Origin of the sequence: Azonexus sp. IMCC34839 (genome assembly GCF_047047955.1) — a bacterium.
Classification (GTDB): domain Bacteria; phylum Pseudomonadota; class Gammaproteobacteria; order Burkholderiales; family Rhodocyclaceae; genus Azonexus.
This window is the reverse complement of the sequence record NZ_CP150631.1, coordinates 691532-715131: the sequence shown is the minus strand read 5'-3', so window position 1 is coordinate 715131 and position 23600 is coordinate 691532. Positions and strand designations below refer to the sequence as shown.

Annotated in this window: 30 protein-coding genes; 26 read left to right on the top strand and 4 right to left on the bottom strand. The window is 57.1% G+C overall.

Features of this window, described 5'->3' with window-relative positions:
- Positions 1–242 precede the first annotated feature (242 nt).
- From WIF35_RS03680 to WIF35_RS03665, 4 genes are read left to right on the top strand one after another with little or no spacing between them, the layout of a single operon-like run.
- Positions 243–1244, top strand: coding sequence for an RluA family pseudouridine synthase (locus WIF35_RS03680; protein WP_412480218.1), 1002 nt, complete (start codon positions 243–245; stop codon positions 1242–1244).
- Positions 1244–1894: an HAD family hydrolase gene (locus WIF35_RS03675; protein WP_412480217.1), complete on the top strand. Its 651-nt coding sequence runs from the start codon at positions 1244–1246 to the stop codon at positions 1892–1894. The genes WIF35_RS03680 and WIF35_RS03675 overlap by 1 nt, the downstream gene beginning before the upstream one ends.
- Positions 1873–2232, top strand: coding sequence for a Rieske (2Fe-2S) protein (locus WIF35_RS03670; RefSeq protein ID WP_412480216.1), 360 nt, complete (start codon positions 1873–1875; stop codon positions 2230–2232). The genes WIF35_RS03675 and WIF35_RS03670 overlap by 22 nt, the downstream gene beginning before the upstream one ends.
- Positions 2225–3187: a S49 family peptidase gene (locus WIF35_RS03665; protein ID WP_412480215.1), complete on the top strand. Its 963-nt coding sequence runs from the start codon at positions 2225–2227 to the stop codon at positions 3185–3187. The genes WIF35_RS03670 and WIF35_RS03665 overlap by 8 nt, the downstream gene beginning before the upstream one ends.
- On the opposite strand, the gene WIF35_RS03660 is transcribed toward WIF35_RS03665, so the two are convergent.
- Together WIF35_RS03660 and WIF35_RS03655 are read right to left on the bottom strand one after the other, a co-directional pair.
- Positions 3188–3895, bottom strand: coding sequence for an SAM-dependent methyltransferase (locus WIF35_RS03660; protein WP_412480214.1), 708 nt, complete (start codon positions 3893–3895; stop codon positions 3188–3190). It lies immediately after the preceding gene.
- Positions 3895–4476: a Maf family protein gene (locus tag WIF35_RS03655; RefSeq protein WP_412480213.1), complete on the bottom strand. Its 582-nt coding sequence runs from the start codon at positions 4474–4476 to the stop codon at positions 3895–3897. Before WIF35_RS03655 ends, WIF35_RS03660 begins: the two co-directional genes overlap by 1 nt.
- 27 nt (positions 4477–4503) lie before the next feature.
- Between WIF35_RS03655 and WIF35_RS03650 the strand changes: the two genes are divergently transcribed.
- From WIF35_RS03650 to WIF35_RS03610, 9 genes are all read left to right on the top strand, one after another.
- Positions 4504–5076, top strand: coding sequence for a YceD family protein (locus tag WIF35_RS03650; protein ID WP_412480212.1), 573 nt, complete (start codon positions 4504–4506; stop codon positions 5074–5076).
- 18 nt (positions 5077–5094) lie between these two features.
- Complete coding sequence (rpmF, locus tag WIF35_RS03645; protein ID WP_412480211.1) at positions 5095–5274, top strand: 50S ribosomal protein L32; 180 nt, start codon at positions 5095–5097, stop codon at positions 5272–5274.
- A gap of 54 nt (positions 5275–5328) precedes the next feature.
- A complete protein-coding gene (gene plsX, locus WIF35_RS03640; RefSeq protein ID WP_412480210.1) occupies positions 5329–6357 on the top strand; it encodes a phosphate acyltransferase PlsX in 1029 nt (342 codons plus the stop codon).
- Positions 6358–7317, top strand: a complete 960-nt coding sequence (locus WIF35_RS03635; protein WP_412480209.1) for a beta-ketoacyl-ACP synthase III — start codon at positions 6358–6360, stop codon at positions 7315–7317.
- A gap of 17 nt (positions 7318–7334) precedes the next feature.
- Complete coding sequence (gene fabD, locus WIF35_RS03630) at positions 7335–8261, top strand: ACP S-malonyltransferase (RefSeq protein ID WP_412480208.1); 927 nt, start codon at positions 7335–7337, stop codon at positions 8259–8261.
- 2 nt (positions 8262–8263) lie between these two features.
- Entirely contained in the window at positions 8264–9007 is a 744-nt protein-coding gene (gene fabG / locus WIF35_RS03625) for a 3-oxoacyl-ACP reductase FabG (protein WP_412480207.1), read from the top strand.
- Positions 9008–9080: 73 nt separating this feature from the next.
- A complete protein-coding gene (acpP, locus tag WIF35_RS03620) occupies positions 9081–9317 on the top strand; it encodes an acyl carrier protein (protein WP_027458475.1) in 237 nt (78 codons plus the stop codon).
- A 74-nt stretch (positions 9318–9391) separates the two neighbouring features.
- Positions 9392–10627, top strand: coding sequence for a beta-ketoacyl-ACP synthase II (fabF, locus tag WIF35_RS03615; protein ID WP_412480206.1), 1236 nt, complete (start codon positions 9392–9394; stop codon positions 10625–10627).
- 28 nt (positions 10628–10655) lie between these two features.
- Positions 10656–11090: a protein YgfX gene (locus WIF35_RS03610; RefSeq protein WP_412480205.1), complete on the top strand. Its 435-nt coding sequence runs from the start codon at positions 10656–10658 to the stop codon at positions 11088–11090.
- On the opposite strand, the gene nadB is transcribed toward WIF35_RS03610, so the two are convergent.
- A complete protein-coding gene (gene nadB / locus WIF35_RS03605) occupies positions 11071–12642 on the bottom strand; it encodes an L-aspartate oxidase (RefSeq protein ID WP_412480204.1) in 1572 nt (523 codons plus the stop codon). The genes WIF35_RS03610 and nadB overlap by 20 nt on opposite strands.
- Before the next feature lie 170 nt (positions 12643–12812).
- Here nadB and rpoE point away from each other — a divergent pair, with 170 nt between their 5' ends.
- From rpoE to nagZ, 13 genes are read left to right on the top strand one after another with little or no spacing between them, the layout of a single operon-like run.
- Positions 12813–13412, top strand: a complete 600-nt coding sequence (gene rpoE / locus WIF35_RS03600; RefSeq protein ID WP_412480203.1) for an RNA polymerase sigma factor RpoE — start codon at positions 12813–12815, stop codon at positions 13410–13412.
- Between the two features lie 9 nt (positions 13413–13421).
- Positions 13422–13856 carry a SoxR reducing system RseC family protein gene (locus tag WIF35_RS03595; protein ID WP_412480202.1) on the top strand — a complete coding sequence of 145 codons (435 nt, stop codon included), beginning with the start codon at positions 13422–13424 and terminating at the stop codon, positions 13854–13856.
- Between the two features lie 21 nt (positions 13857–13877).
- Entirely contained in the window at positions 13878–15302 is a 1425-nt protein-coding gene (locus tag WIF35_RS03590) for a DegQ family serine endoprotease (protein ID WP_412480201.1), read from the top strand.
- Entirely contained in the window at positions 15289–15537 is a 249-nt protein-coding gene (locus WIF35_RS03585; protein WP_412480200.1) for a glutaredoxin family protein, read from the top strand. The genes WIF35_RS03590 and WIF35_RS03585 overlap by 14 nt, the downstream gene beginning before the upstream one ends.
- Positions 15538–15596: 59 nt before the next feature.
- Entirely contained in the window at positions 15597–17387 is a 1791-nt protein-coding gene (lepA, locus tag WIF35_RS03580) for a translation elongation factor 4 (RefSeq protein WP_412480199.1), read from the top strand.
- Positions 17388–17395: 8 nt separating this feature from the next.
- On the top strand, positions 17396–18184 hold the full coding sequence (gene lepB, locus WIF35_RS03575) for a signal peptidase I (protein ID WP_412480198.1): 789 nt from the start codon (positions 17396–17398) through the stop codon (positions 18182–18184).
- A gap of 11 nt (positions 18185–18195) precedes the next feature.
- The gene (locus tag WIF35_RS03570; RefSeq protein ID WP_412480197.1) at positions 18196–18546 is read left to right on the top strand and encodes a DUF4845 domain-containing protein; all 351 of its coding nucleotides are present in this window, start codon (positions 18196–18198) and stop codon (positions 18544–18546) included.
- A gap of 8 nt (positions 18547–18554) precedes the next feature.
- Positions 18555–19217 carry a ribonuclease III gene (gene rnc / locus WIF35_RS03565; protein WP_412480196.1) on the top strand — a complete coding sequence of 221 codons (663 nt, stop codon included), beginning with the start codon at positions 18555–18557 and terminating at the stop codon, positions 19215–19217.
- Positions 19214–20098: a GTPase Era gene (gene era / locus WIF35_RS03560; protein ID WP_412480195.1), complete on the top strand. Its 885-nt coding sequence runs from the start codon at positions 19214–19216 to the stop codon at positions 20096–20098. The genes rnc and era overlap by 4 nt, the downstream gene beginning before the upstream one ends.
- On the top strand, positions 20095–20823 hold the full coding sequence (gene recO / locus WIF35_RS03555; RefSeq protein WP_412480194.1) for a DNA repair protein RecO: 729 nt from the start codon (positions 20095–20097) through the stop codon (positions 20821–20823). Before era ends, recO begins: the two co-directional genes overlap by 4 nt.
- Positions 20820–21575 carry a pyridoxine 5'-phosphate synthase gene (locus WIF35_RS03550; protein WP_412480193.1) on the top strand — a complete coding sequence of 252 codons (756 nt, stop codon included), beginning with the start codon at positions 20820–20822 and terminating at the stop codon, positions 21573–21575. The genes recO and WIF35_RS03550 overlap by 4 nt, the downstream gene beginning before the upstream one ends.
- Entirely contained in the window at positions 21572–21949 is a 378-nt protein-coding gene (gene acpS, locus WIF35_RS03545) for a holo-ACP synthase (protein WP_412480192.1), read from the top strand. Before WIF35_RS03550 ends, acpS begins: the two co-directional genes overlap by 4 nt.
- The gene (gene nagZ / locus WIF35_RS03540; RefSeq protein WP_412480191.1) at positions 21946–22965 is read left to right on the top strand and encodes a beta-N-acetylhexosaminidase; all 1020 of its coding nucleotides are present in this window, start codon (positions 21946–21948) and stop codon (positions 22963–22965) included. The genes acpS and nagZ overlap by 4 nt, the downstream gene beginning before the upstream one ends.
- 54 nt (positions 22966–23019) lie before the next feature.
- Here the strand turns inward: nagZ and efp are convergent, their stop codons facing one another.
- Entirely contained in the window at positions 23020–23577 is a 558-nt protein-coding gene (gene efp / locus WIF35_RS03535; protein WP_412480190.1) for an elongation factor P, read from the bottom strand.
- Positions 23578–23600: the final 23 nt, after the last annotated feature.

Here is a 23600-nt window from a genome sequence, read left to right as displayed (position 1 = left end):
CCTGAAAATTCCTGCAACGGGCAATCCGTGCGTGCTTACCGCGGGCTAATCCATTAACATCACTACTTTTGGTGAGTGAACTTAACCAGTCGTTTCACGTTGGTCTGGCCTGGGCAATTGGCACAGGTGAGACTCCGGAATCTGCCGCGTGGCGGTCGCGCTCATGGCGCGAGGGCAAGCGGTCTGACGGTTCGAGCTTCTCTTGCAAACCGAGACGTAAAACGCAGGCAGTATATTAGAAAATGAACGGCGCAGGTAACAATTCGGTCACCCATGTCGTGATCGACGAAGAAGAGCAGGGCCAGCGCCTGGATAACTATCTAGTGCGCCACTGCAAGGGCGTTCCTAAAAGCCATATCTACCGCATCTTGAGAAGCGGTGAGGTCCGGGTCAACAGCAAACGGGGCGATGCGACTTATCGCTTGCGGGCGGGCGACACGCTGCGTATTCCGCCCATCCGACTGGCTGAGCGTCCGCAGAACGAGATCGACGAGGCCGCCAAGCAGCGGGTCGATTTGCCCATCATCTACGAAGACGAGGCGATGCTCGTCATCGACAAGCCGGAAGGCATCGCAGTACATGGCGGTAGCGGCGTCAGCTTCGGGGTGATCGAAGCCTTGCGTCGGCAGCGTCCGCAAGCCAAATTCCTGGAGCTGGCGCACCGTCTGGATCGCGAGACCTCGGGGATTTTGCTGGTCGGCAAGAAACGCCTGGCGCTGACGGCCTTGCACGACATGTTCCGCGAGCACGGCGCCGGAGCGGATAAGCGTTATCTGGTGCTGGTTAAGGGGCGCTGGATGAACAATACCCAGCACGTCAAGGCACCATTGCTGAAGTATCTGACCGAGTCCGGCGAGCGACGTGTTTCGGTTCATGCCGAAGGCAAACCGTCGCATACGGTATTCCGCCTGCTTGCCCGCTGGCCGGAAATGAGTCTGCTCGAGGCGCAACTGAAAACCGGGCGGACCCACCAGATCCGGGTGCATCTGGCACATCTTGGTTTCCCCATTCTGGGCGACGAAAAATATGGCGACTTCGCGCTCAACAAAGAATTGAAACGCGACGGGCTGAAGCGTATGGGGCTGCATGCTTGGCGCATGGCCTTCCGGCATCCATTGAGCGGTAGCCCGCTCGAATGCCTTGCGCCGATGCCTGATGGGCTTAAATGCTACATTGCTGCGGTGGACAGGCAAAAAACGAGAGAATTCACCGCAGAAAACTTTCAGACAATTTGGGAAGCTTGATGAAATATCCTCTGGTCGTCTTCGATTGGGATGGAACTTTGCTTGACTCGGCTGGTGCCATCGTCCGTGCCATCCAGGCGGCCTGCCGCGATCTCGAACTACCTGTCCCCGACGATGCTCGTGCCAGGCACGTGATCGGCCTTGGCTTGGCCGATGCCATGCGGCATGCGGTGCCCGATTTGCCCGTTGAGCGTTACCAGGCGATGGTTGATCGATATCGTTTTCACTATCTGGCGAGCGATCACGAGTTGACCTTGTTTGCCGGTGTTCCCGAAATGCTTCGGCGACTCCGCGATGACGGCCATATGTTGGCGATCGCAACCGGCAAGAGTCGCCTGGGGTTGGATCGCGCCCTCGATCATTCTGGTTTGCGCCCGCTATTTCAAGGTTCGCGCTGCGCCGACGAGTGTCATTCGAAACCTCACCCGCAAATGCTTGAAGAGTTGATGCTGGAATTCGGTGTCGCTCAGGCAGAAATGGTCATGATCGGCGATACCTCGCACGACCTTGGCATGGCGCGTAACGCCGGCGTCGATGCCTTGGGCGTGACCTATGGCGCCCATCCGCATGACCATCTGCTCGAATATTCGCCGGTCGCTTGCTTGCACAGCGTTGCCGAGCTTGATCGATGGCTGCTGCAGCACGGCTGATCTGTGCGTCCGAAGCCCTGGTCGATGGTGGCAAGGGTGTTCGTTTCGCGACAACCCGCCATGGTTGTGATGAGCAAGCGTTTGTCATACGATTTCGCGGTCGGGTGTATGGCTATTACAACGAATGTGGCCATATTCCAGCCGAACTCGATTGGTTGCCTGGGGAGTTCTTCGACGATTCCGGGCTATACTTGATCTGTTCGATTCATGGCGCGCTTTATGCTCCAGAAACGGGGCGCTGTCTTGGCGGTAGATGTCAGGGCAAAGGTTTGAAACCACTGCAGGTCAGGGAATTCGAAGGAAATATCTACTTAGAGCCGGAAAGCCACGATGGATAACCCCCAATACCCCAACAACGATCCAGCCTGGGAGCGCAAGGTTCTGGAAAAGCTCGCCTTTGCTGCTCTCGACGAACAGAAGGCCCGGCGACGCTGGAGCATTATTTTCAAGTCCCTAGGTTTTGCCTACCTGATGGTCGTCCTGATTGCGGTGGTCGATTGGGGTAGTGGTGCGGAGCATCAGGAGCGCCACACTGCCTTGATCAACCTGCAAGGCGTTATCGAGGCCAAGGGTGAGGCCAATGCCGAAAACATGGTGTCGGCCCTAAATGCGGCTTTCGAAGAAAAGAACGTGGCCGGTGTGATCCTACGCATCAATAGTCCCGGCGGTAGCCCGGTGCAGGCAGGGATCATCAACGACGAAATGCACCGCTTGCGCGCCAAACACCCGGATAAGCCGCTCTACGTGGTCGTCGAGGACATGTGCGCATCCGGCGGCTACTACGTGGCGGCTGCTGCTGACAAGATCTTCGTCAACAAGGCCAGTATCGTCGGTTCAATTGGTGTATTGATGGATGGCTTTGGTTTTACCGGGACTATGGACAAAGCTGGCATAGAGCGCCGCTTGCTTACCGCTGGGGAGAACAAGGGCTTCCTCGATCCATTTTCGCCGCAAATGCCGCAGCACAAGGCGCATGCGCAATTGCTCCTGGATGACATTCACAAGCAGTTCATCGACGTGGTGAAAACGGGGCGCGGCAAGCGTCTCAAGGAGACCCCGGATATGTTCTCCGGCTTGATGTGGACCGGCGCGCAAAGTGTCCAGTTGGGCTTGGCAGATGAGTTTGGTAGTGTCGATTCGGTTGCGCGCGATGTCATCAAGGCCGAGAAAGTCCTCGATTACTCCGTCAAGGACAATATCGCTGAGCGCTTTGCCAAGCGCCTTGGGGCGAGCACCATGAATGAATTCTGGAAGGGTGCCTCGGCCAATCTGCAGACGATTCGCTTGTTCTGATCAGGCGAGTAGTAAAAATACCGTCGGACGCCGCTCGATCTCGGGCGGCGTTTGTTTTTTCCACTGCTGAATGGTCAGCGTGCGTACGGTCTCGCTCGGCAGGGTGAGGTCGGTCGCTATGCACAGGCGGGTTGCCGGCTGGCAGGCGGCAAGAATGCCGTCGAACATCTGGCGATTACGGTACGGGGTCTCGATGAAAATCTGCGTTTGCTGGCGTTTGTGCGACTCGCTCTCCAATTCGCGCAAGGTTTTGGTCCGCTCGGCTTCTTTGGCTGGTAAATAGCCTAAAAAAGCGAAGCGCTGGCCATTAAGGCCGGAGGCCATCAGTGCAAGGAGAAGCGAAGAGGGGCCGACCAGTGGTACGACACGAATACCTTCGCGCTGCGCCAGCGCCACCAGATTGGCTCCTGGGTCGGCAACCGCAGGGCAGCCGGCTTCGGAGAGCAGACCGACGTCTTCTCCTGCTCGTAATGGTGCAAGCAACTGGTCGAGTTCGCTGGCTTTCGTGTGTTCGTTGAGCTCGGAAAGCTGCAGTTCCTGCAAGGGGCGATCCGTTCCTGCCCCTTTCAGGAAGGCGCGGGCCGTCTTCGCTTGCTCGACGACGAAATGACTCAAGGGGCGGATGGTCTGGAGAACCGACGGATGCAAGGCTTCCTGTGGTGCCACCGGTCCCAGTGGAACCGGGATCAAAAAGAGGGTGCCAGCCATTACAGAACGGCCATTCCCTGGCGGCGCAGCATGTCGCAAAGCGCAATCAGCGGCAAGCCAACCAGTGCATTCGGATCATCGCCACGCATGCTGCTCATCAACGCTATTCCCAATCCTTCCGACTTTGCCGATCCGGCGCAGTTGTAGGCCGGTTCGCGACGGAGATAGTTTTCGATTTCCTGTTCTGTCAGGTCACGGAAAGTGACGAGAGTGGGAATGCCGCGTACGTCTGCTTCCCCGGTGCGAGCATTCAGGAGGCAAAGGCCGGTGAAGAAATTGACGGTTTTCCCCGAAAGTTGTTTCAGTTGCTCGACGGCGCGCTCGTGCGAGCCGGGCTTCCCGAACACCTTGCCGTCAACCGTGGCAACCTGGTCGCTTCCGATGATCAGGGCATCGGGGTATTCGTTGGCTACGGCGCGGGCCTTCGCCTCGGATAGGCGTAACGCAAGTGCTTCTGGCTGCTCGCCGGGATGGGCGGATTCATCGGTTTGCGGATTGGCGACGGCAAAAGGGATGCCCAAGCGGGACAGCAGTTCGCGGCGAAAGGGGGAGGTTGAGGCTAAAATGAGTTTCTGCGACATGAAAGCTTCGCCGAGACAAGAAGTTGCATGCAATTCTTGAAGCAGCACTTTGTTTTGACTTGGAGAGCCAAAAATAATATCATTCAATGTTTAAGTCGTAACAGTTCAAGATTGAAAAGAATTACGGACGCTTTCGTATTTGCCAAAGACGGCCGAGTGCTCGAAGGAAAACTCGACGTTGTGGAACTCGAACGCCTGCATGATTTGCTGGCTAAGGTGGAAGGTGAGGTTTTCTTCCTCTTGAAGGGTTTCAAGGGTAATCGTGGCGAGTTCATGCTTGAGTTGGAGGTTGGCGGAACGCTTCCGTTGGCTTGTCAGCGTTGCTTGGAGTCCGTGGCTTTCGATCTCGACATCAACAGCCTGTTGGAGCTTGTTCCGGAGGGTTCGGAGTTGTCGCAGGATGAGCTGGAAGACGACACCCGGGATTTCCTGCCGGTGGCTCGCGAACTGAATGTGGTCGAATTGGTGGAGGACGAGATTCTCCTGGCCCTTCCGGTTGCACCAAGGCACGAAAAATGTGGCTTGCCTGGAGCTGCCGATGCTGGCGAACGGCCGAATCCGTTCGCAGCGTTGGCTGGGCTCAAGGGTAAGCCGAACTGATTTTTTTGGAGTATTGAAATGGCCGTTCAACAGAACAAAAAGTCCCCGTCCAAGCGCGGCATGCATCGCGCTCACGACTTCCTGACCGCTCCGGCGACCGCCGTTGAGCCGACCACCGGTGAAGTTCATCTGCGTCACCATGTCTCCCCGAGCGGTTTCTACCGCGGCAAGAAAGTCCTGAAGGGCAAGGGCGAGTAATCGTTCAATGAAAGGCAGGCGGTTCTTATCGGGCCGCCTGCCTTTTCTTTTGCCATGACGACCCGCATCGCTATCGATTGCATGGGCGGGGACCACGGGCCGTCCGTTACGGTGCCCGCGGCACTCCGGTTCTTGGCTGAGCATCCGGCAGCTCATCTTCTCCTGGTTGGTCAGGAGGATGTGTTGCGTCCGTTGCTTGGCAACCATGCCGAAGACAATCGCCTGAAGATCGTTCACGCCACCGAAGTCGTGGGGATGGACGAGTCGCCGGCTTTGGCCCTCCGTAATAAGAAAGACTCGTCGATGCGCGTGGCCATTAATCTGGTCAAGTCCGGCGAAGCTGACGCTTGTGTGTCCGCAGGCAATACCGGTGCCCTGATGGCTATCTCACGCTTCGTGCTGAAGATGCTGCCAGGCATCGAACGTCCCGCGATATGCGCACCTCTGCCGACAATCAACGGTCATACGCACATGCTGGACCTTGGTGCCAATGTGGATTGCGGTCCGGAGCACTTGCTCCAGTTCGGCATCATGGGCGCCATGCTCGTCGCCGCGATGGAGCACAAAGACCGACCGACGGTCGGCTTGCTCAATATCGGCGAAGAGGAAATCAAGGGTAATGAGGCCGTCAAGGCGGCTGCCGATCTGTTGCGCAATTCCGGTCTGAATTTCGTCGGCAACGTCGAAGGCGACGGAATCTATAAGGGCGAGGCCGAAGTCATCGTCTGCGACGGTTTCGTCGGCAATGTCGCCTTGAAGACATCGGAAGGATTGGCCCAAATGCTCGCCTCGTCGCTACGCGCAGAGTTCAAGCGTAATTGGCTGACGAAGCTGGCGGCGCTGATCGCTATTTCCGTTCTCAATAATTTTAAAAAGCGGTTCGACCATCGTCGCTACAACGGTGCGATCCTGCTCGGCCTGAAGGGGATCTCGGTCAAGAGTCACGGCTCTGCCGATCAACTCTCCTTCGGCTATGCGATTGCCCGAGCTTACGACGCTGCCGAAAACCGCGTACTCGAAAGAATCACCGCGCGCCTGGCCCAACTTGCTCCGGCTCAGAGCGAAGCGGAGGAGACAAACTGAATGTTTGCACGCCTTATCGGCACGGGGAGTTGCCTTCCCGGCAACCCTGTCACCAACGACGATCTGGCAGCACGTGGCATCGATACCAACGACGAGTGGATTGCCACGCGCACCGGGATTCGTAGCCGCTACCTTGCATCCGCCGGAACCACCTCAAGCGAGCTCGGCCTGGTCGCTGCCCAGCGTGCCTTGGAAATGGCTGGTATCGATGCAGCAACGATCGATCTGATCATTGTTGCCACTTCGACGCCGGATTTCATTTTTCCGAGCACGGCCTGTTTGATCCAGGGCAGGCTAGGCAACAAGGGAGCGACGGCTTTCGATGTACAGGCGGTATGTAGCGGTTTTGCCTACGCTATCGGGATTGCCGATAAATTCATTCGCTCTGGTAGCCATAAGCGCGCCTTGGTGATTGGCGCCGAAGTTTTCTCGCGTATTCTCGACTGGCAGGATCGCGGTACCTGCGTGCTGTTTGGTGATGGCGCGGGGGCTGTTGTGCTCGAAGCCTCGGAAAAGCCCGGTATTTTGGCAACGGCCATGCATGCCGATGGTAGCCAAAGCGGCATTCTCAATGTTCCGGGGCAAATCTGCGGCGGTCAAGTAACCGGCGATCCTTTCCTGCGCATGGACGGGCAAGCAGTTTTCAAGTTTGCCGTGCGCGTGCTCGCCGAAGTGGCAGAAGAGGTTTGCGCGACGGCAAATGTCTCTACCGGCGATATCGATTGGTTGATTCCGCATCAGGCCAATATTCGCATTATCGAGGCCACTGGCAAGAAGCTCGGTGTCGATCGCAGCAAGGTCATTGTTACGGTCGATCGGCACGGCAATACGTCGGCTGCTTCCGTGCCTCTGGCATTGGACGAGGCCGTGCGCGATGGGCGCATTCAACGAGGTCACAAGGTTCTCGTCGAGGGCGTCGGTGGCGGCTTCACTTGGGGCGCAGCCCTGCTCGAATTCTGATCCAGGAGACTCCTGATATGTCTTTTGCATTCGTTTTTCCCGGCCAAGGTTCGCAAAGCGTCGGCATGATGGCTGCCTACGGCGACTCGGCTGTTGTCCGTGCCACCTTCGATGAAGCTTCCGCTGCGTTGGGCGATGACTTGTGGACTATGGTTGCCGAAGGCCCGGCTGAGTTGCTGGCGCAGACGGTCAATACTCAACCCGTTATGCTGACGGCCGGTATTGCTGCTTGGCGTTTGTGGCTTGAAAAGGGCGGTAAGCTGCCCGCTGTCGTCGCCGGTCACAGCTTGGGTGAATACTCCGCCTTGGTTGCCGCCGGTGTGCTCGAATTCGAGGATGCCGTGCCGCTGGTTCGTCTGCGTGCTACGGCGATGCAGGAAGCTGTTCCGCTCGGCACCGGTGCCATGGCGGCCATTCTTGGTCTGGACAATGCGGGTATCGCAGCGGCTTGTGACGAAGCCGCCCAAGGTGAGATCGTCGAGCCGGTCAATTTTAATGCCAATGGCCAAACCGTGATTGCCGGTAACAAGGCCGCGGTTGAGCGCGCGATGGAAGCCTGTAAAGCTCGTGGAGCGAAGATGGCGAAGGCCTTGCCGGTCTCCGCGCCGTTCCATTCATCCTTGATTCGTCCCGCTGCCGATAAGCTGGCTGCGCGACTGAACGAGCTGACGCTGAAAGCACCGACTATTCCGGTGATCAATAACGTGGACGTCTCCATCGAAAACGACCCGGCTTGCATCAAGGATGCGCTGATTCGCCAAGCTTACAACCCGGTGCGTTGGGTTGAGACTATCCAGAAAATGGCCGCAATTGGCGTGTCCACCGTAGCAGAGTGCGGTCCGGGTAAGGTATTGGCTGGCCTGACCAAGCGCTGTGCTGATGGGGTTGCCGGTGTGTCGCTGGCCGACGCGGCTTCGATCGACGCCAATCTGGGTCTGGAGTAAGGATGATGCTGAACGACAAGATTGCACTCGTCACTGGCGCTACCCGCGGTATCGGCCGTGCCATTGCACTGGAAATCGGTAAGCAGGGCGCTACCGTCATTGGTACGGCGACCAGTGAAGAAGGTGCCGGCAAGATTTCTGCCTATTTGGCCGAAGCGGGTATCAAGGGTAAAGGCGTCGTCCTGAACGTCACAGATACTGCTCAGAGCGATGCTTTGCTGGCTGACTTGGCCAAGGAATTCGGTGCTATTACCATTCTCGTCAATAACGCAGGCATCACGCGTGACAACCTTGCCATGCGCATGGGTGACGACGAATGGGACGCCGTCATCGATACCAACCTGAAGGCCGTTTTCCGCCTGTCGCGCGCTGTAATGCGCGGGATGATGAAAGCGCGTTTCGGCCGTATCGTGAACATTTCATCGGTTGTTGGTTATTCGGGTAACGCCGGGCAAGCCAACTACTGTGCTGCAAAGGCGGGGGTTGCCGGCTTGACGCGCTCCTTGGCGCGCGAATTGGGTAGCCGTAATATCACGGTGAACTGCGTCGCCCCAGGCTTTATTGCCACCGATATGACGCATGCGCTGACCGAAGAGCAGAAGGCTGCGATGCTGGCTTCGATCCCCTTGGGGCGGGCTGGCACTCCCGAGGATATCGCGGGGGCCGTTTCTTTCTTGGTTTCACCTGCTGGTTCATATGTCACCGGAACAACTGTCCATGTGAATGGCGGTATGTTCATGGATTGATTTCGCGAAGCCTCGGCTTTTGGTAAACTTGTAACGTTTTTTTTCGTACCCCTGAGGGGAAGGAGCTTTTCTAATGGATAACATCGTAGAGCGCGTCAAGAAGATCGTCGCCGAACAACTGGGCGTGAACGAAGCGGACATCAAGAACGAGTCCTCCTTCGTGGATGATCTGGGCGCTGATTCCCTGGACACCGTCGAGCTGGTCATGGCTCTGGAAGAGGAATTCGAGTGCGAGATTCCGGACGACCAAGCCGAGAAGATCACCACGGTTCAGCAGGCTGTCGATTACATCCTCGCCAACAAGAAGTAAGCCAATACCGGTTCACCTAGGCAAGGCCGGCCCCAAAGGCCGGCCTTGCTACTTTTGCTTTCGGAGTGCACATCTTGGCACGTCGTAGAGTCGTCATCACAGGCCTGGGTCTGATTAGCCCGGTCGGTAACAGCGTCGAAGAAGGCTGGCAGAACATCATCGCCGGTCGCTCTGGCATCGCTCCCATCACCCGTTTCGACACTTCTTCCTTCCCGGTCCAGTTTGCCGGCGAGGTCAAGAATTTCGATATCACGCAGTACATTTCCGCCAAGGATGCCCGTCGTATGGATACCTTCATCCATTACGGTCTGGCTGCTGGCATGCAGGCCGTGCGCGATGCCGGCCTCGACAAGGAAGGTGCTGCTGATCCTGAGCGCGTGGGCGTTTCCATCGGTTCCGGTATCGGCGGCCTGCCGCTGATCGAAGAAACCAAGGACGAATACAATGCCGCCGGCGTGCGCAAGGTATCTCCGTTCTTCGTTCCGGGTTCGATCATCAACATGATTTCCGGCAACCTGTCGATCGAATATGGCTTCAAAGGCCCGAACATCTCGATCGTCACAGCCTGTACCACCGGTACGCACTCCATCGGCGAGGCTGCCCGGATCATCGAATACGGTGATGCAGACGTGATGGTTGCCGGCGGTGCCGAGTCGACGGTTTCACCGTTGGGTCTTGGTGGCTTCTGCGCTGCTCGTGCGTTGTCCACCCGTAATGACGACCCGGCTACGGCCAGCCGTCCGTGGGACAAGGATCGCGATGGTTTCGTGCTGGGCGAGGGTGCAGGTGTGCTGGTGCTGGAAGAGTACGAGCATGCCAAGGCCCGTGGTGCGAAGATCTATGCCGAATTGGCCGGTTACGGCATGAGCGCTGACGCTTACCACATCACTGCTCCGAACATGGACGGCCCGCGCCGCTCCATGGTCAACGCCTTGAAAAATGCCGGTGTGACTCCGTCCGACGTCCAGTACGTCAATGCCCACGGTACGTCCACGCCGCTTGGCGACAAGAACGAGTCGGATGCCATCAAGGCGGCCTTTGGCGATGCGGCCTACAAGATCGTGGTCAACTCGACCAAGTCGATGACCGGCCACTTGCTGGGCGGTGCCGGCGGTATCGAGTCGCTGTTCACCGTTCTGGCCATTCATCACCAGATCTCGCCACCGACCATCAATATCTTCAATCAGGATCCGGAATGCGATCTGGATTACTGCGCGAATGCCGCGCGTCCGATGAAGATTGATGTCGCGCTGAAGAATAATTTCGGCTTTGGTGGTACGAACGGTTCGCTGGTCTTCAAGCGTATCTAAGACTTAGCGTTAAGCCGGAGAACGAACGGTGCAGTTTCCGATAACCATCGGACTGCGCCGTTCTTTTTTTGCCAGTTCAGCCTGTTTCGGTCTCACGGTGCTTTCTGCAATCGCCGTGGGGGTCACGGCTTGGCCAAATCCGACGGTTTCGATTGCCCTGGCGCTGCTAGGCTTTGTTAGCGCCATCGCCTGCTGGCGCTTGATATCGCTGCCTGTATTGGCGATCAGATTGGAGAGGGCTGGGCAACTGGTATTGCGCCTGGCGGATGAAGCGCAAGTGGAGCTTACATGTTCCCTGCTCAGCGCCCACGTTCATCAGTGGCTCACCGTGATCCGCTGCCAAGATGAGCTTGGGGTTGTGAGATCGTTAGCCTTCTACCCGGACTCGGCAGCCAAGGAAGATTTGCGTCGACTGCGAGTATTTCTGCGCTGGCGAGCCAGTCTCAAGAACGGCGGCGTTTGACGACAGTATTGCGCGGCTTGGCGTTCGTTTCCGGGAAGTCGCGGGAGAAGTGCAGGCCACGGCTTTCCTTGCGCTGCATGGCGCAACGTACGATCAGGTCGGCGGTGACGACCAGGTTACGCAATTCGATCAGATCGTGGCTGACACGGAAGTTGGCGTAAAACTCGTCGATTTCTCTGCGGAGCAGGGCGATGCGGTGCTTGGCGCGAAGCAGGCGTTTATTGGTGCGGACGATACCGACGTAGTCCCACATGAAGCGGCGCAACTCGTCCCAGTTGTGGGAAATGACCACTTCCTCGTCGGCGTCGGTGACGCGGCTCTCGTCCCATTGGGGCAGCTTCGGCAGGGGTTTGGTTTTTGCCCCTAAAATGTCGTGCACCGCAGCTTCGGCGAAAACCAGGCATTCGAGCAAGGAATTGGACGCCAGACGATTGGCGCCATGCAATCCGGTGCAGGACGCTTCGCCAGCGACGTAGAGCCCTGGGATATCGGTGCGGCCATGCAGGTCGCAAACGATACCGCCGCACGTGTAATGGGCAGCCGGTACCACCGGGATCGGGTCGGTAGCGATGTCGATGCCGAGTTCCAGGCAGCGGGCATGGATATTCGGGAAGTGGTTGCGGATGAAGGCTTCGCCCTTGTGCGAAATATCCAGGAAGACGCAATCCAGACCACGTTTCTTCATCTCGAAGTCGATGGCGCGGGCAACGATGTCACGCGGGGCCAATTCGGCGCGCTCATCATGCTCGGGCATGAAGCGCGTGCCGTCAGGGAGCTTGAGTAGGCCGCCTTCACCGCGCACCGCTTCGGAAATCAGGAAGGACTTGGCCTGTGGGTGATACAAGCAGGTCGGATGGAACTGGATGAATTCCATATTGGCCACACGGCAACCGGCACGATAGGCCATCGCAATACCGTCGCCGGTGGAGGTGTCGGGATTGGTCGTGTACAGGTAAACCTTGCCGGCACCACCGGTGGCCAGCAAAGTACTGTCAGCACCGATGGTCAGGACTTCACCGTTCTCGTTATCGAGAACGTAGGCGCCATAGCAGCGGTTTTCTGTACTGCCGATTTTCTCGCCGGTAATCAGGTCGATGGCGATATGGTTTTCCAGGATCGTGATATTCGGATGATTCCGGACTTTTTTGGTCAGCGTTTCCTGTACCGCCAGACCGGTCGCGTCGGCAACGTGGATTACCCGCCGTGCGCTGTGTCCGCCTTCGCGGGTCAGGTGGTAGCCAGACTCATCCTTGGTGAAGGGGACGCCTTGCTCGATCAGCCATTCGATTGCGCGCCGGCCATTTTCGACCACGAAACGTGTTGCCGCTTCGTCGTTCAGCCAGGCGCCGGCGACCAGGGTGTCGTGAATGTGCGCCTCGATCGAGTCCTTGCTGTCGAGAACTGCGGCAATTCCGCCTTGAGCCCAGCCGGATGCAGAATCTTCCAAGCTTCGTTTGCTGACGAGCACCACACGACAATGTGAGGCCAAGCGCAATGCGGCAGACTGGCCGGCCAGACCGCTGCCGATGATAAGGACATCGAATTTCTGCACAGCTGTTCTCAAATAAGGGGATTTTTTGCGGACTATAGCATGCAGCACACCAATTCAGCCGTTACAGACGGTCACAAAATTAAGGATATCTACCTATCTGACGCTAAAAATCCGGTGCGCTATACTGCGCGAACAAACATACCAAAAGCACCCTCAGGGAACGAGAAATCATGAGTGAGCGCGAGATCGATCAGGTTTTGGTCGAACGGGCGCAAGGCGGCGAGCAGCAGGCCTTCGACCAATTAGTCAGCAAGTACCAGCGCAAGCTGGGGCGCCTGCTGTCGCGCTTCATACGCGACCCGGCCGAGGTTGAAGATGTTGCCCAAGAGGCTTTTTTGAAAGCTTATCGGGCACTTCCGTCCTTCCGCGGAGAAAGCGCCTTCTATACTTGGTTGTATCGCATTGGTATCAATACCGCCAAGAACTACCTCGTTTCGCAAGGACGGCGTGCACCGACCTCGACGGAGTTCGATAACGACGAGGCCGAGGGATTCGAAGACGCCTCGCAACTGCGCGATATCAATACGCCGGAAAGCCTTCTGCTCTCGAAGCAGATTGGTCAGACTGTCGATGCTGCCATGGAGTCGCTACCAGAAGAGCTCAAAACGGCCATCGTGCTCCGCGAAATAGAAGGTCTGTCTTACGAAGAAATTGCCAAGATCATGGACTGCCCGATCGGCACGGTGCGCTCCAGAATTTTTCGGGCACGCGAGGCAGTTGCCGCCAAACTACGCCCATTGCTCGACACTGCGCCAGACCGCCGCTGGTAATTGCAATACATGGATCAAGAAATTAGTACCATTCGCGGCATCGTCCGTAACGTAGAGGCCGAACAAGCCGATGTAGAAGTCGAGCAGGGTGGGTGTGGCCGCTGTCATGAGGAAGGTGGGTGTGGTGGCCAACACCTGACGCAGATGTTCTGCTCAGGTCCTCGACATTATCGGGTTGAGAATTCCGTTGGTGCCCAAGTCGGTGATCGGGTGACCGTCGCCATTGCGCCCGGAAGCATTCGCCAAACCGCCAATTTAGCCTATGGATTTCCATTGCTTGGGGCTCTCGGTGGGGCCGTGCTTGGTGCGCTTGTCGCCGGCGATGGTGGAGCCATGCTCGGTTGTCTGGCTGGCTTGGTGGCGGCATTCCTTGTTGTCGCGCTGCGCAGTCGGCGCCCGAGCGGTAAGTTGGCCGAGCGCCCCTATATCGTTTCCCGTTCCTAGCCGAATCAGGAGGTATTGCTCATGAAACGCCTAGTCACCTTGTTGGCGCTGTTTTTCGTTACCTCTCTGGCCCTGGCCCAAGTGCGGGGATTGCCCGATTTTTCGGAGCTCGCCGAGCGACAGGGGCCTGCGGTGGTCAATATCAGCACCACTCAGGTTGTACGCGGACAAGGTCAGTTCATGCCTTTCCCGTTCGACGAGAATGACCCAGCGTTCGAGTTTTTCAAACGCTTCATTCCCCGTGCGCCTGGCGGTGGCGCCCCGCGCGATTTCGAGAACAAGTCGCTCGGCTCCGGTTTCATCATCAGCAACGATGGATTCATTCTAACCAATGCCCACGTCGTGGCGAGTGCCGACGAAATCACCGTCAGGTTGACCGACAAGCGGGAATACAAGGCGCGCGTGGTCGGTGCGGACAAGCGTACGGATGTCGCGCTGATCAAGATTGAAGCCAGTGGGCTACCGACCGTACGCCTGGGCGATCCTGGGCAGTTGAAGGTCGGCGAATGGGTGGTGGCTATCGGTTCGCCGTTCGGGTTCGATAATTCGGTGACGGCCGGTATCGTTTCCGCCAAGGGGCGTTCCTTGCCGCAGGAGAACTATGTTCCCTTCATCCAGACCGATGTGGCGATCAATCCGGGCAATTCCGGCGGGCCACTGTTCAACATGCGGGGTGAGGTGGTGGGGATCAACTCTCAGATCTATAGCCGTAGCGGCGGTTACATGGGGGTGTCGTTTGCGATTCCGATCGATATGGCAATGGAAATCCAGCAGCAATTGCGGGCCAGCGGTAAGGTCAGCCGGGGGCGTTTGGGGGTGGTTATCCAAGAGGTCAGCCGAGAGTTGGCGGAGTCTCTAGGGCTAGGCAAGGCAATGGGCGCCGTGGTCAATTCTGTGGAAAAGGATGGCCCCGCTGATAAGGCCGGCATTGAGCCGGGGGATGTGATCGTGAAATTCGATGGCAAACCGATTGCCAACTCCGCCGATCTGCCCCGATTTGTTGGCAATACCAAGCCGGGAAGCAAAGCCGTGGCGCAGGTATGGCGCAAAGGTGCCTATCGCGATATTCCTGTTGTCGTTGGCGAGATGCTTGAGGACAAGCAAGCAAGCAGCCGTCCGGCGCGCAGTCAAAAACCGGTCGAGCAGGCTGCCAACCGCCTTGGTTTGGTGGTGAGCGAGTTGTCGCCAGAGCAGAAACGTGAGCTCAAGATGACTGCGGGGCTGGTTATCGATGAGGTGCGCGGGCAAGCAGCGCGGACCGAGTTGCGCCCAGGGGATGTCGTGATTGCGGTGATCAGCAAGGGGGCTACGACGGAATTGAAGAGCGTTGATCAATTCAACAAACTCTTGGCTCAATTCGAAAAAGGTAGCAACGTGACACTGTTGATCCGGCGTGGCGACACTCAGACCTTTGTGACCATCCGGGGGCTGAATGGCAGCCATTGAGTTGACTCTGCTCAGTCGCAATTACTGTCATCTATGTCATGACATGGAAGCTGCGCTGACGTCATTGCTAAACGAGTTTGGCTGTTCGCTCAGTGTCGTCGATGTCGACGCTCATCCTGATTTGGAAGCCAAGTATGACGAATTGGTGCCCGTGCTGTTGCATGGGCAAAATGAGCTTTGTCATTACTTTCTGGACGAACCCAAAGTCCGTGAATATTTGGCCGGAATCCGCTAGAATTCAGGGTCTTCTGAACAGGGAAGGGCGCCGCGTAAGCGCCCTTTTTTACTAGCAGCATGGAACATATCCGGAACTTCTCGATCATCGCCCACATCGACCACGGTAAATCAACCTTGGCCGATCGAATAATCCACTTGTGCGGAGGCTTGTCCGACCGCGAAATGGAGGCGCAGGTGCTCGACTCGATGGACATCGAGCGCGAGCGCGGGATCACCATCAAGGCGCAAACGGCGGCATTGCAGTACAAGGCGCGGGATGGAAAGGTTTACAACCTGAATCTGATCGATACGCCGGGACACGTAGACTTTTCCTATGAGGTCTCCCGTTCGCTGTCCGCCTGTGAGGGTGCGCTGCTAGTCGTCGATGCATCTCAGGGTGTCGAGGCACAAACCGTTGCCAACTGCTACACGGCTATCGAGTTGGATGTGGAAGTTCTGCCGGTACTCAACAAGATCGACCTGCCATCCGCCGACCCGGATAATGCCAAGCAGGAAATCGAGGATGTAATCGGTATCGACGCTACGGATGCAGTGCTTGCCTCTGCAAAAACTGGCCTGGGTATCGAAGATATCCTGGAGGCCGTCATTGCCAAGGTGCCACCGCCCAAAGGCGATCCGAGAGCACCACTTAAGGCATTGATTATCGACTCTTGGTTCGACAACTATGTCGGCGTCGTCATGCTCGTCCGCGTAGTGGATGGTGAAATTCGCTCGAAGGATAAGTTGTTCTTCATGGCCACTGGTGCCAACCAATTGTGTGAGCAGGTTGGGGTATTTACGCCAAAATCTCTGCAGCGCGATGTATTGCGGGCTGGCGAGGTGGGGTTTGTTATCGCCGGCATCAAGGAGTTGAAAGCTGCCAAAGTTGGCGACACCATCACCCATGCAGATCGAAAGGCGGCTGAGCCGCTGCCGGGTTTCAAGGAAATCAAGCCGCAGGTGTTTGCGGGTCTGTATCCGGTTGAAGCCAACCAATACGACTCGTTGCGCGAATCGCTTGAGAAGCTGAAGCTCAACGATGCTTCGTTGCAATACGAACCTGAAGTTTCGCAAGCGCTTGGCTTTGGTTTTCGTTGCGGCTTCCTCGGCTTGTTGCATATGGAAATCGTGCAGGAGCGTCTGGAGCGCGAATTCGATCAGGATCTGATTACCACGGCGCCGACGGTGGTCTACGAAGTCGTGCAGCGTGATGGATCGGTGATTCAGGTCGAGAATCCGGCCAAGTTGCCAGAGATTTCGAAAATTGAGGAAATCCGCGAGCCGATCATTGAGGCGACCATCTTCGTGCCTCAGGATTACTTGGGTAACGTCATCACGCTCTGTAACCAGAAGCGCGGCAACCAGGTCGACATGCACTACCATGGTCGCCAAGTGAAACTGGTTTATGAAATGCCCATGGCCGAAGTGGTCATGGATTTCTTCGATAAGCTGAAGTCGTGTTCCAAGGGCTATGCTTCCTTGGATTATGATTTCAAGGAGTACCGTGCTGCCGACGTGGTCAAGCTGGACATCCTGATCAATGGCGAAAAGGTCGATGCACTCTCGCTCATCGTGCACCGCGCCAACTCGCAGTATCGTGGGCGCGAATTGGCCAACAAGATGCGCGAATTGATTCCGCGCCAGATGTACGACGTAGCGATTCAGGCAGCCATCGGCTCGCACATCATCGCTCGCGAGAACGTCAAGGCGATGCGTAAGGACGTGTTGGCCAAGTGTTATGGCGGCGATATCACCCGTAAGAAAAAGCTGCTGGAAAAGCAAAAGGCCGGCAAGAAGCGTATGAAGCAAGTCGGTAGTGTGGAAATTCCGCAAGAGGCCTTCCTGGCCGTGCTTCGCGTCGATAACTGAGATCCAAGATGAACTTTGCGCTGATCCTGTTGCTCTTGTTGGTGGTTACCGGCGTACTTTACGCGGTGGACGTACTAAAATTCCGGAAATTGCGCGCCAAGAATGCCAAGGAACCGCTTTGGGTAGAGTGGGGTGCGAGCTTCTTCCCGGTGATCCTGATCGTTTTCGTATTGCGCTCCTTTTTGTTCGAGCCCTTCAAGATTCCCTCCGGTTCGATGATCCCGACTTTGCTGGTGGGGGATTTCATTCTGGTGAATAAATTCGCCTATGGCATCCGCCTGCCTGTCATCAACACCAAGATCATCGAGGTTGGGACGCCACAGCGGGGAGACGTCATGGTTTTCCGCTACCCGGAAGATCCTTCTCTCGATTACATCAAACGGGTGGTGGGATTGCCGGGCGATACGGTTTCTTATCAAAACAAGCGCCTGACCATCAATGGCCAACCTGTGGCCGAAGAAAAGGTGGCGGATTACCTGCATCCCGAGCGTCTGTATTATTCGGAGCAATATGTCGAAAAGCTGGGTAATGTCGAGCACAAAATGCTGAACGACACCGACGCACCAGCCTTTATCCCCGATGCTGCAAACTTTCCGCACCGTGAAAATTGCACATACAATGCGAATGGCGTAGTTTGCACCGTTCCACTGGGGCACTATTTCATGATGGGCGACAACCGTGACAATAGTCGTGACAGTCGTGCCTGGGGATTTGTGCCTGAACAGAATATTGTCGGCAAGGCATTTTTCATTTGGTTGAACTTTAGCGATCTTGGCCGCATCGGCTCGTTCAAATAAAAGGAATACACATGAAATATCAACGTGGCGTCGCTCTTTCCGGTCTGATTTTCTGGGGCGTTGTGCTTGTTTTGGTCGCAGTACTCGGCATGAAGGTGACTCCGACAGTGATCGAATACTACAAGATCCTGAAAGACTCTAAAGCGACTGTGGCGAAAGTCGGTCCTGAGGCCACGGTAGCTGACGTTCGGAACGCCTTCGATCGTTTCGCCGAAATCGACATGTTGCAGTTTTCTGGGAAGGACCTTGAAATTTCCAAGGACGGTGGCAAGGTGGTGATTGAATTCGCTTACGAAAAGCGCATCCCTCTTTTCTGGAATGTCAGCCTGGTCATCGACTACCAAGGTTCGACCAAGGAGTAAGCGTCAGCGTGCAGTCTGTTGCCCAAGAGCTTGGCCACAGTTTTCGTGAGTCGAGCCTACTGCGAACCGCGTTGACCCATCGTAGTTTCGGGATTCCGAATAACGAACGCCTAGAGTTTCTTGGTGATGGCATTCTGGATTTTGTGATTGCAGAAGCACTCTACCAGCGTTTCCCTGAGGCACCGGAAGGTGACCTTTCTCGCCTGCGAGCCAATCTGGTCCGGCAGGATGCCTTGCATGGCTTGGCTCAGCGGCTAGGCATCGGGAGCAAACTGCGTTTGGGGGAAGGGGAACTCAAATCCGGCGGGGCTGAGCGGCCCTCTATCTTGGCCGATGCCTTGGAAGCTCTCTTTGGCGCTGTCTATCTGGATGCAGGCTTCGAGGCGGCAAAGGCGTGTATCCTGCGGCTATATCAGCCGCTGATCGATGAGACACGGCCAGGGGTCGTGCAAAAGGACGCCAAGACGCGTCTGCAGGAATGGCTGCAGGGACGCAAGAAGCCGTTGCCGCGTTACGTCTTGCTCGAAGCGACTGGCGCGGCACATGAACAACGTTTCGAAGTCGCCTGCGAAATCACGAATCCGCCGGTCCGAACGATTGGCCTAGGCAGCAGTCGGCGTATCGCCGAGCAGGTTGCGGCCGACCTCGCCTTGAAAGAACTCAACGCATGAAAAAATTCCGTTCCGGCTATATCGCTATTGTCGGTCGTCCGAATGTGGGTAAATCCACGTTGTTGAATCGACTGATCGGCGAAAAGATCAGTATCGTATCGCGCAAGGCTCAGACGACGCGGCACCGTATCACCGGCATCCTCACGACGGATGATGCGCAATTCGTTTTCGTCGATACGCCGGGCTTTCAGACCAAGTACTCGAATGCCTTGAACCGCGCGATGAATCGCGGCGTCACGCAGACCCTGAACGACGTGGATGTTGTGTTGTTTGTCGTTGAGGCGGGGCGTTATGACGCCAAGGACAAGGCTGTAGTCAAGCTGCTGCCAAAGGATCGGCCAGTCATTCTTGTCGTCAACAAGACCGATCAATTGAAGGACAAGACGGCCTTGTTGCCCTTCCTGGCGCAGGTTTCGGCCGATTATGACTATGCGGCGGTGGTGCCAGTCAGTGCTGCCAAGGGTAAGCAGACCGATGATCTGCTGTCCGAGGCGCGCAAGCATCTGCCGAACGAGGAACTGATGTTCCCCGAGGACGATCTGACCGATAAAAGTGAGCGTTTCCTGGCATCCGAATACATCCGTGAGAAGGTTTTTCGCTTGCTTGGGGACGAATTGCCTTATGCGACGGCGGTGGAGATCGAACGCTTCGAGGTCGAAGGCGCGCTGCGTCGGATTTACGCTGCGATCGTTGTCGATCGCGATAGTCATAAAGCCATCGTCATCGGCAAAGGCGGCGAAAGCCTGAAACGCATCGCCAGCGAAGCGCGTCAGGACATGGAACGGCTGTTCGATGGCAAGGTTTATCTTGAGGTCTGGGTCAAGGTCAAATCCGGTTGGAATGACGACGAGCGCCTCCTGAAGAGCCTCGGTTACGAATGAACCAGCGCAGCAAGGTCGATGCCCAACCGGCCTTCGTTCTGCACAGCCTCCCGTTTCGGGAGACCAGCCTCATTGTCGAGGTCTTCACACGGGATTTCGGCCGCATGGCCTTGCTGGCGCGTGGCGCGCGTCGTCCGCGCGCGGCCATTCGCGGCTTGCTAATGGCATTCCAGCCGCTGGAGGTTTCCTGGGCTGGCAAGGGAGAAGTATTGACCCTGATGAAGGCCGAATGGCAGGGCGGACAGCCACTGCTGGCTGGCGAGGCTCTGTTTTGCGGCTATTACCTGAACGAACTGCTGATGCACCTGTTGCCTCGTGAGGACGCGCATGAGCATCTTTTCGCACGCTACACCGATATGCTACGGCGGTTAGCTGCCGATCCAAGCGGCAAGGTGCAAGAAGCCGATTTGCGCAGTTTCGAAAAGGCCTTGCTGCAAGAGTTGGGCTATGGATTGACGCTGGGTCACGATAGCCGTGGTCAGCCAATCGATCCCGTCGGTTTCTACGCCTACCGGATGGAAGAGGGGCCGGCACGTCTGGCGCACGCCGAAGGCGCGGCGCAGGTGGTGCTGGGCAAGACCTTGCTCGACATGGCGGCAGAGGATTTTTCCGATCCGCGCTCGCGTATCGAGGCCAAGGCATTGATGCGTTCCTTGATGGCCTATTATCTGGCGGGCAAGGAGCTGGAAACACGCAAGATTTTCAAGGAGTTGCAGGAGCTATGATCGAACTCGGCGTCAATATCGACCATGTCGCGACTATCCGTCAGGCGCGGCGCACCTATGAACCTGATCCTGTCTGGGCAGCGGTTGAAGCGCATCTGGGCGGCGCGGACGGCATTACCGTGCATTTGCGCGAGGACCGTCGGCACATTCAGGATGCCGACGTGCATCGCCTGAAAGAAACCACCCAGATCAAACTGAATCTCGAGATGGCCGCCACCGACGAAATGGTCGGTATCGCCTGTCGTCTGAAGCCGGAAATGGCCATGTTGGTGCCTGAGGGGCGCCACGAGGTCACGACCGAAGGCGGACTCGATATCGTTGGCCAAGAGGCTCGACTCAAAGATGTGATCAGTCGTCTGGCCGATGCCGGCATCACCACCAGCGTCTTCATCGACGCCGAGTTGCCGCAGATTGAAGCGGCGGCGCGCATCGGTGCGCGGGTCTGTGAAATCCATACCGGCCCCTATGCGCACGCTTTCCACGCCCAAGGGCGCGACGCAGAAGCATCCGCCGTCGTGGCCGAACTGGCCAAGATACGTGCTGCCGGCCAAGCCATTCGCCATCTTGGCATGCGTTTCAACGCCGGCCATGCGCTGAATTACTACAACGTGCAGCCAGTGGCCCGACTGGCCGGCATTCGGGAATTGCACATCGGCCACGCCATCGTCAGCCGCGCCGTCTTTGTCGGTCTGCGCCAAGCGGTGCAGGAAATGAAGGCGCTGATGCGCGAAGGCGCGGCGCAAGGCGAATGATTTTCGGTATCGGCACCGACATCGTTGCTGTGGCGCGTTTGCGTGCCATGTGGGAGCGTCATGGCGACAAGGCCCTGGAGCGTTTGTTGGCGCCGCAGGAGGTCGAGGATTTCGCCAAGGCTACCGACAAAGGCCGTTTTCTCGCCAAACGCTTCGCCGCCAAGGAGGCTTTCGCCAAGGCCTACGGCACCGGTGTACGCGATCCCGTGTTGCTGACGTCCATTGCCGTCACCCACGACGAGTTGGGGCGGCCCATGATTGACTGCTGCGGTGCACTGGCCGAAATGGTCAAAAACCAGGGGTTGATCGCCCATCTCTCCATCAGCGACGAAGCTGACTACGCCGTCGCCTACGTCATTCTGGAAAAACCATGAAGCTGCTGCCGCTCGGCCCGCTGATGATCGACATCGCGGGAACCGAATTGACCGATCTCGACCGCGAACGCCTGACCCATCCATTGGTTGGTGGCATCATTCTATTTACGCGCAACTATGCCGACCCGATACAGCTCTCGCGCCTGACCGCCGAGATTCATGCGCTGCGCAGTCCGCAACTATTGATCTCTGTCGATCACGAAGGGGGCAGGGTTCAGCGTTTCCGTGAAGGCTTCACGCGCCTGCCGGCAATGCGCAGCCTGGGCATGCTGTACGACGCTGATGCCCAGGCAGCCCTCGATGCAGCTGCCGATGTTGGTTTCGTCTTGGCCGCCGAACTGCGGGCGCGGGGCGTCGACTACTCCTTTACGCCCGTACTCGATCTGGACTACGGCCCTTCACGCGTCATTGGCGACCGCGCTTTCCACCGTAAACCTGAAGTCGTCGCCCAATTGGCCGAAGCGCTGAGTCGTGGTCTGCGCGAGGGCGGTATGGGCAATTGCGGCAAGCATTATCCGGGGCACGGTTATGTCGTGCCCGATTCGCATGTCGAACTGCCTGTGGATGATCGTACGCTCGATGCCATCCAGGAAGACATGCTGCCCTATCGCCAGACCCGCTTGGACGGCGTGATGGCCGCCCATGTTATCTACCAGTGTTTCGACTGCAATACTGCCGTATTTTCAAATAAATGGATTACTTATCTGAGAAACGACATTAAGTTTGATGGCGTGGTATTCACCGACGATCTGTCGATGGCGGGCGCCGGCGTGGTGGGCGATATGGTGGCCCGTGTCAGCACAGCTTGGGCGGCGGGGTGCGACATGCTGCTCGTCTGCAACTCGCCCGATTCTGTTGGCTTGGTGCTTGGACAGTGGCAGGTCGAGATTGATCCTCGGCGCAGCCAGCGGATCGAGGCACTGTTGCCGAAAACTGCCGCGCCCAGCTGGGAAGCACTTCAGGAATCGCCGCGTTATCGCAAGGCCTTGATCACGATTGCCAAATTGATGGGCTGAAAAACAAATCGGGCAGCCTGGGCTGCCCGATTATCGTTTGGCGCAGAACGCGAATTACTTGGTGCGGCTGCGGTATTCGTCGGTGCGGGTATCGATTTCGATCTTGTCGCCGATTTCGACGAAGGCCGGCACCGGCAGTTCGAAACCAGTGGAGATCTTGGCCGGCTTCATGACCTTGCCCGAGGTGTCGCCCTTAACAGCCGGCTCGGTGTAGATCACTTCGCGAACCAACGAGTTCGGCAGTTCGACGGAGATGGCCTTGCCGTTGTAGAACACGACTTCGCAGGGCATGTCGGCTTCGAGGTACTTGAGTGCGTCGACCATGTTTTCGGCTTCGACTTCGTACTGGTTGTACTCGGCGTCCATGAAAACGTACATCGGGTCGGCGAAGTAGGAGTAGGTCACTTCCTTCTTCTCGAGGATCACGACTTCGAACTTGTCGTCAGCCTTGTAAACCGCTTCCGACGGGTTGCCGGAGAGGAGGTTCTTGAGCTTCATCTTGACGACGGCAGCGTTGCGGCCGGACTTGTTGTATTCGGTCTTCTGAACCACGAGCGGATCGTTGCCGACCATGATCACATTACCGGAGCGGAGTTCCTGAGCGGTCTTCATGAGAGTGCTTGTTCCAAGGCTGA

Bases quoted from the DNA above. Each gene is read 5' to 3' on its own strand.
- WIF35_RS03680 (WP_412480218.1), top strand. From the start codon at position 243: ATGAACGGCGCAGGTAACAATTCGGTCACCCATGTCGTGATCGACGAA.
- WIF35_RS03675 (WP_412480217.1), top strand. From the start codon at position 1,244: ATGAAATATCCTCTGGTCGTCTTCGATTGGGATGGAACTTTGCTTGAC.
- WIF35_RS03670 (WP_412480216.1), top strand. From the start codon at position 1,873: ATGGCTGCTGCAGCACGGCTGATCTGTGCGTCCGAAGCCCTGGTCGAT.
- WIF35_RS03665 (WP_412480215.1), top strand. From the start codon at position 2,225: ATGGATAACCCCCAATACCCCAACAACGATCCAGCCTGGGAGCGCAAG.
- WIF35_RS03660 (WP_412480214.1), bottom strand. From the start codon at position 3,895: ATGGCTGGCACCCTCTTTTTGATCCCGGTTCCACTGGGACCGGTGGCA.
- WIF35_RS03655 (WP_412480213.1), bottom strand. From the start codon at position 4,476: ATGTCGCAGAAACTCATTTTAGCCTCAACCTCCCCCTTTCGCCGCGAA.
- WIF35_RS03650 (WP_412480212.1), top strand. From the start codon at position 4,504: ATGCAATTCTTGAAGCAGCACTTTGTTTTGACTTGGAGAGCCAAAAAT.
- rpmF (WP_412480211.1), top strand. From the start codon at position 5,095: ATGGCCGTTCAACAGAACAAAAAGTCCCCGTCCAAGCGCGGCATGCAT.
- plsX (WP_412480210.1), top strand. From the start codon at position 5,329: ATGACGACCCGCATCGCTATCGATTGCATGGGCGGGGACCACGGGCCG.
- WIF35_RS03635 (WP_412480209.1), top strand. From the start codon at position 6,358: ATGTTTGCACGCCTTATCGGCACGGGGAGTTGCCTTCCCGGCAACCCT.
- fabD (WP_412480208.1), top strand. From the start codon at position 7,335: ATGTCTTTTGCATTCGTTTTTCCCGGCCAAGGTTCGCAAAGCGTCGGC.
- fabG (WP_412480207.1), top strand. From the start codon at position 8,264: ATGATGCTGAACGACAAGATTGCACTCGTCACTGGCGCTACCCGCGGT.
- acpP (WP_027458475.1), top strand. From the start codon at position 9,081: ATGGATAACATCGTAGAGCGCGTCAAGAAGATCGTCGCCGAACAACTG.
- rpoE (WP_412480203.1), top strand. From the start codon at position 12,813: ATGAGTGAGCGCGAGATCGATCAGGTTTTGGTCGAACGGGCGCAAGGC.
- WIF35_RS03595 (WP_412480202.1), top strand. From the start codon at position 13,422: ATGGATCAAGAAATTAGTACCATTCGCGGCATCGTCCGTAACGTAGAG.
- WIF35_RS03590 (WP_412480201.1), top strand. From the start codon at position 13,878: ATGAAACGCCTAGTCACCTTGTTGGCGCTGTTTTTCGTTACCTCTCTG.
- WIF35_RS03585 (WP_412480200.1), top strand. From the start codon at position 15,289: ATGGCAGCCATTGAGTTGACTCTGCTCAGTCGCAATTACTGTCATCTA.
- lepA (WP_412480199.1), top strand. From the start codon at position 15,597: ATGGAACATATCCGGAACTTCTCGATCATCGCCCACATCGACCACGGT.
- lepB (WP_412480198.1), top strand. From the start codon at position 17,396: ATGAACTTTGCGCTGATCCTGTTGCTCTTGTTGGTGGTTACCGGCGTA.
- WIF35_RS03570 (WP_412480197.1), top strand. From the start codon at position 18,196: ATGAAATATCAACGTGGCGTCGCTCTTTCCGGTCTGATTTTCTGGGGC.
- era (WP_412480195.1), top strand. From the start codon at position 19,214: ATGAAAAAATTCCGTTCCGGCTATATCGCTATTGTCGGTCGTCCGAAT.
- recO (WP_412480194.1), top strand. From the start codon at position 20,095: ATGAACCAGCGCAGCAAGGTCGATGCCCAACCGGCCTTCGTTCTGCAC.
- WIF35_RS03550 (WP_412480193.1), top strand. From the start codon at position 20,820: ATGATCGAACTCGGCGTCAATATCGACCATGTCGCGACTATCCGTCAG.
- acpS (WP_412480192.1), top strand. From the start codon at position 21,572: ATGATTTTCGGTATCGGCACCGACATCGTTGCTGTGGCGCGTTTGCGT.
- nagZ (WP_412480191.1), top strand. From the start codon at position 21,946: ATGAAGCTGCTGCCGCTCGGCCCGCTGATGATCGACATCGCGGGAACC.
- efp (WP_412480190.1), bottom strand. From the start codon at position 23,577: ATGAAGACCGCTCAGGAACTCCGCTCCGGTAATGTGATCATGGTCGGC.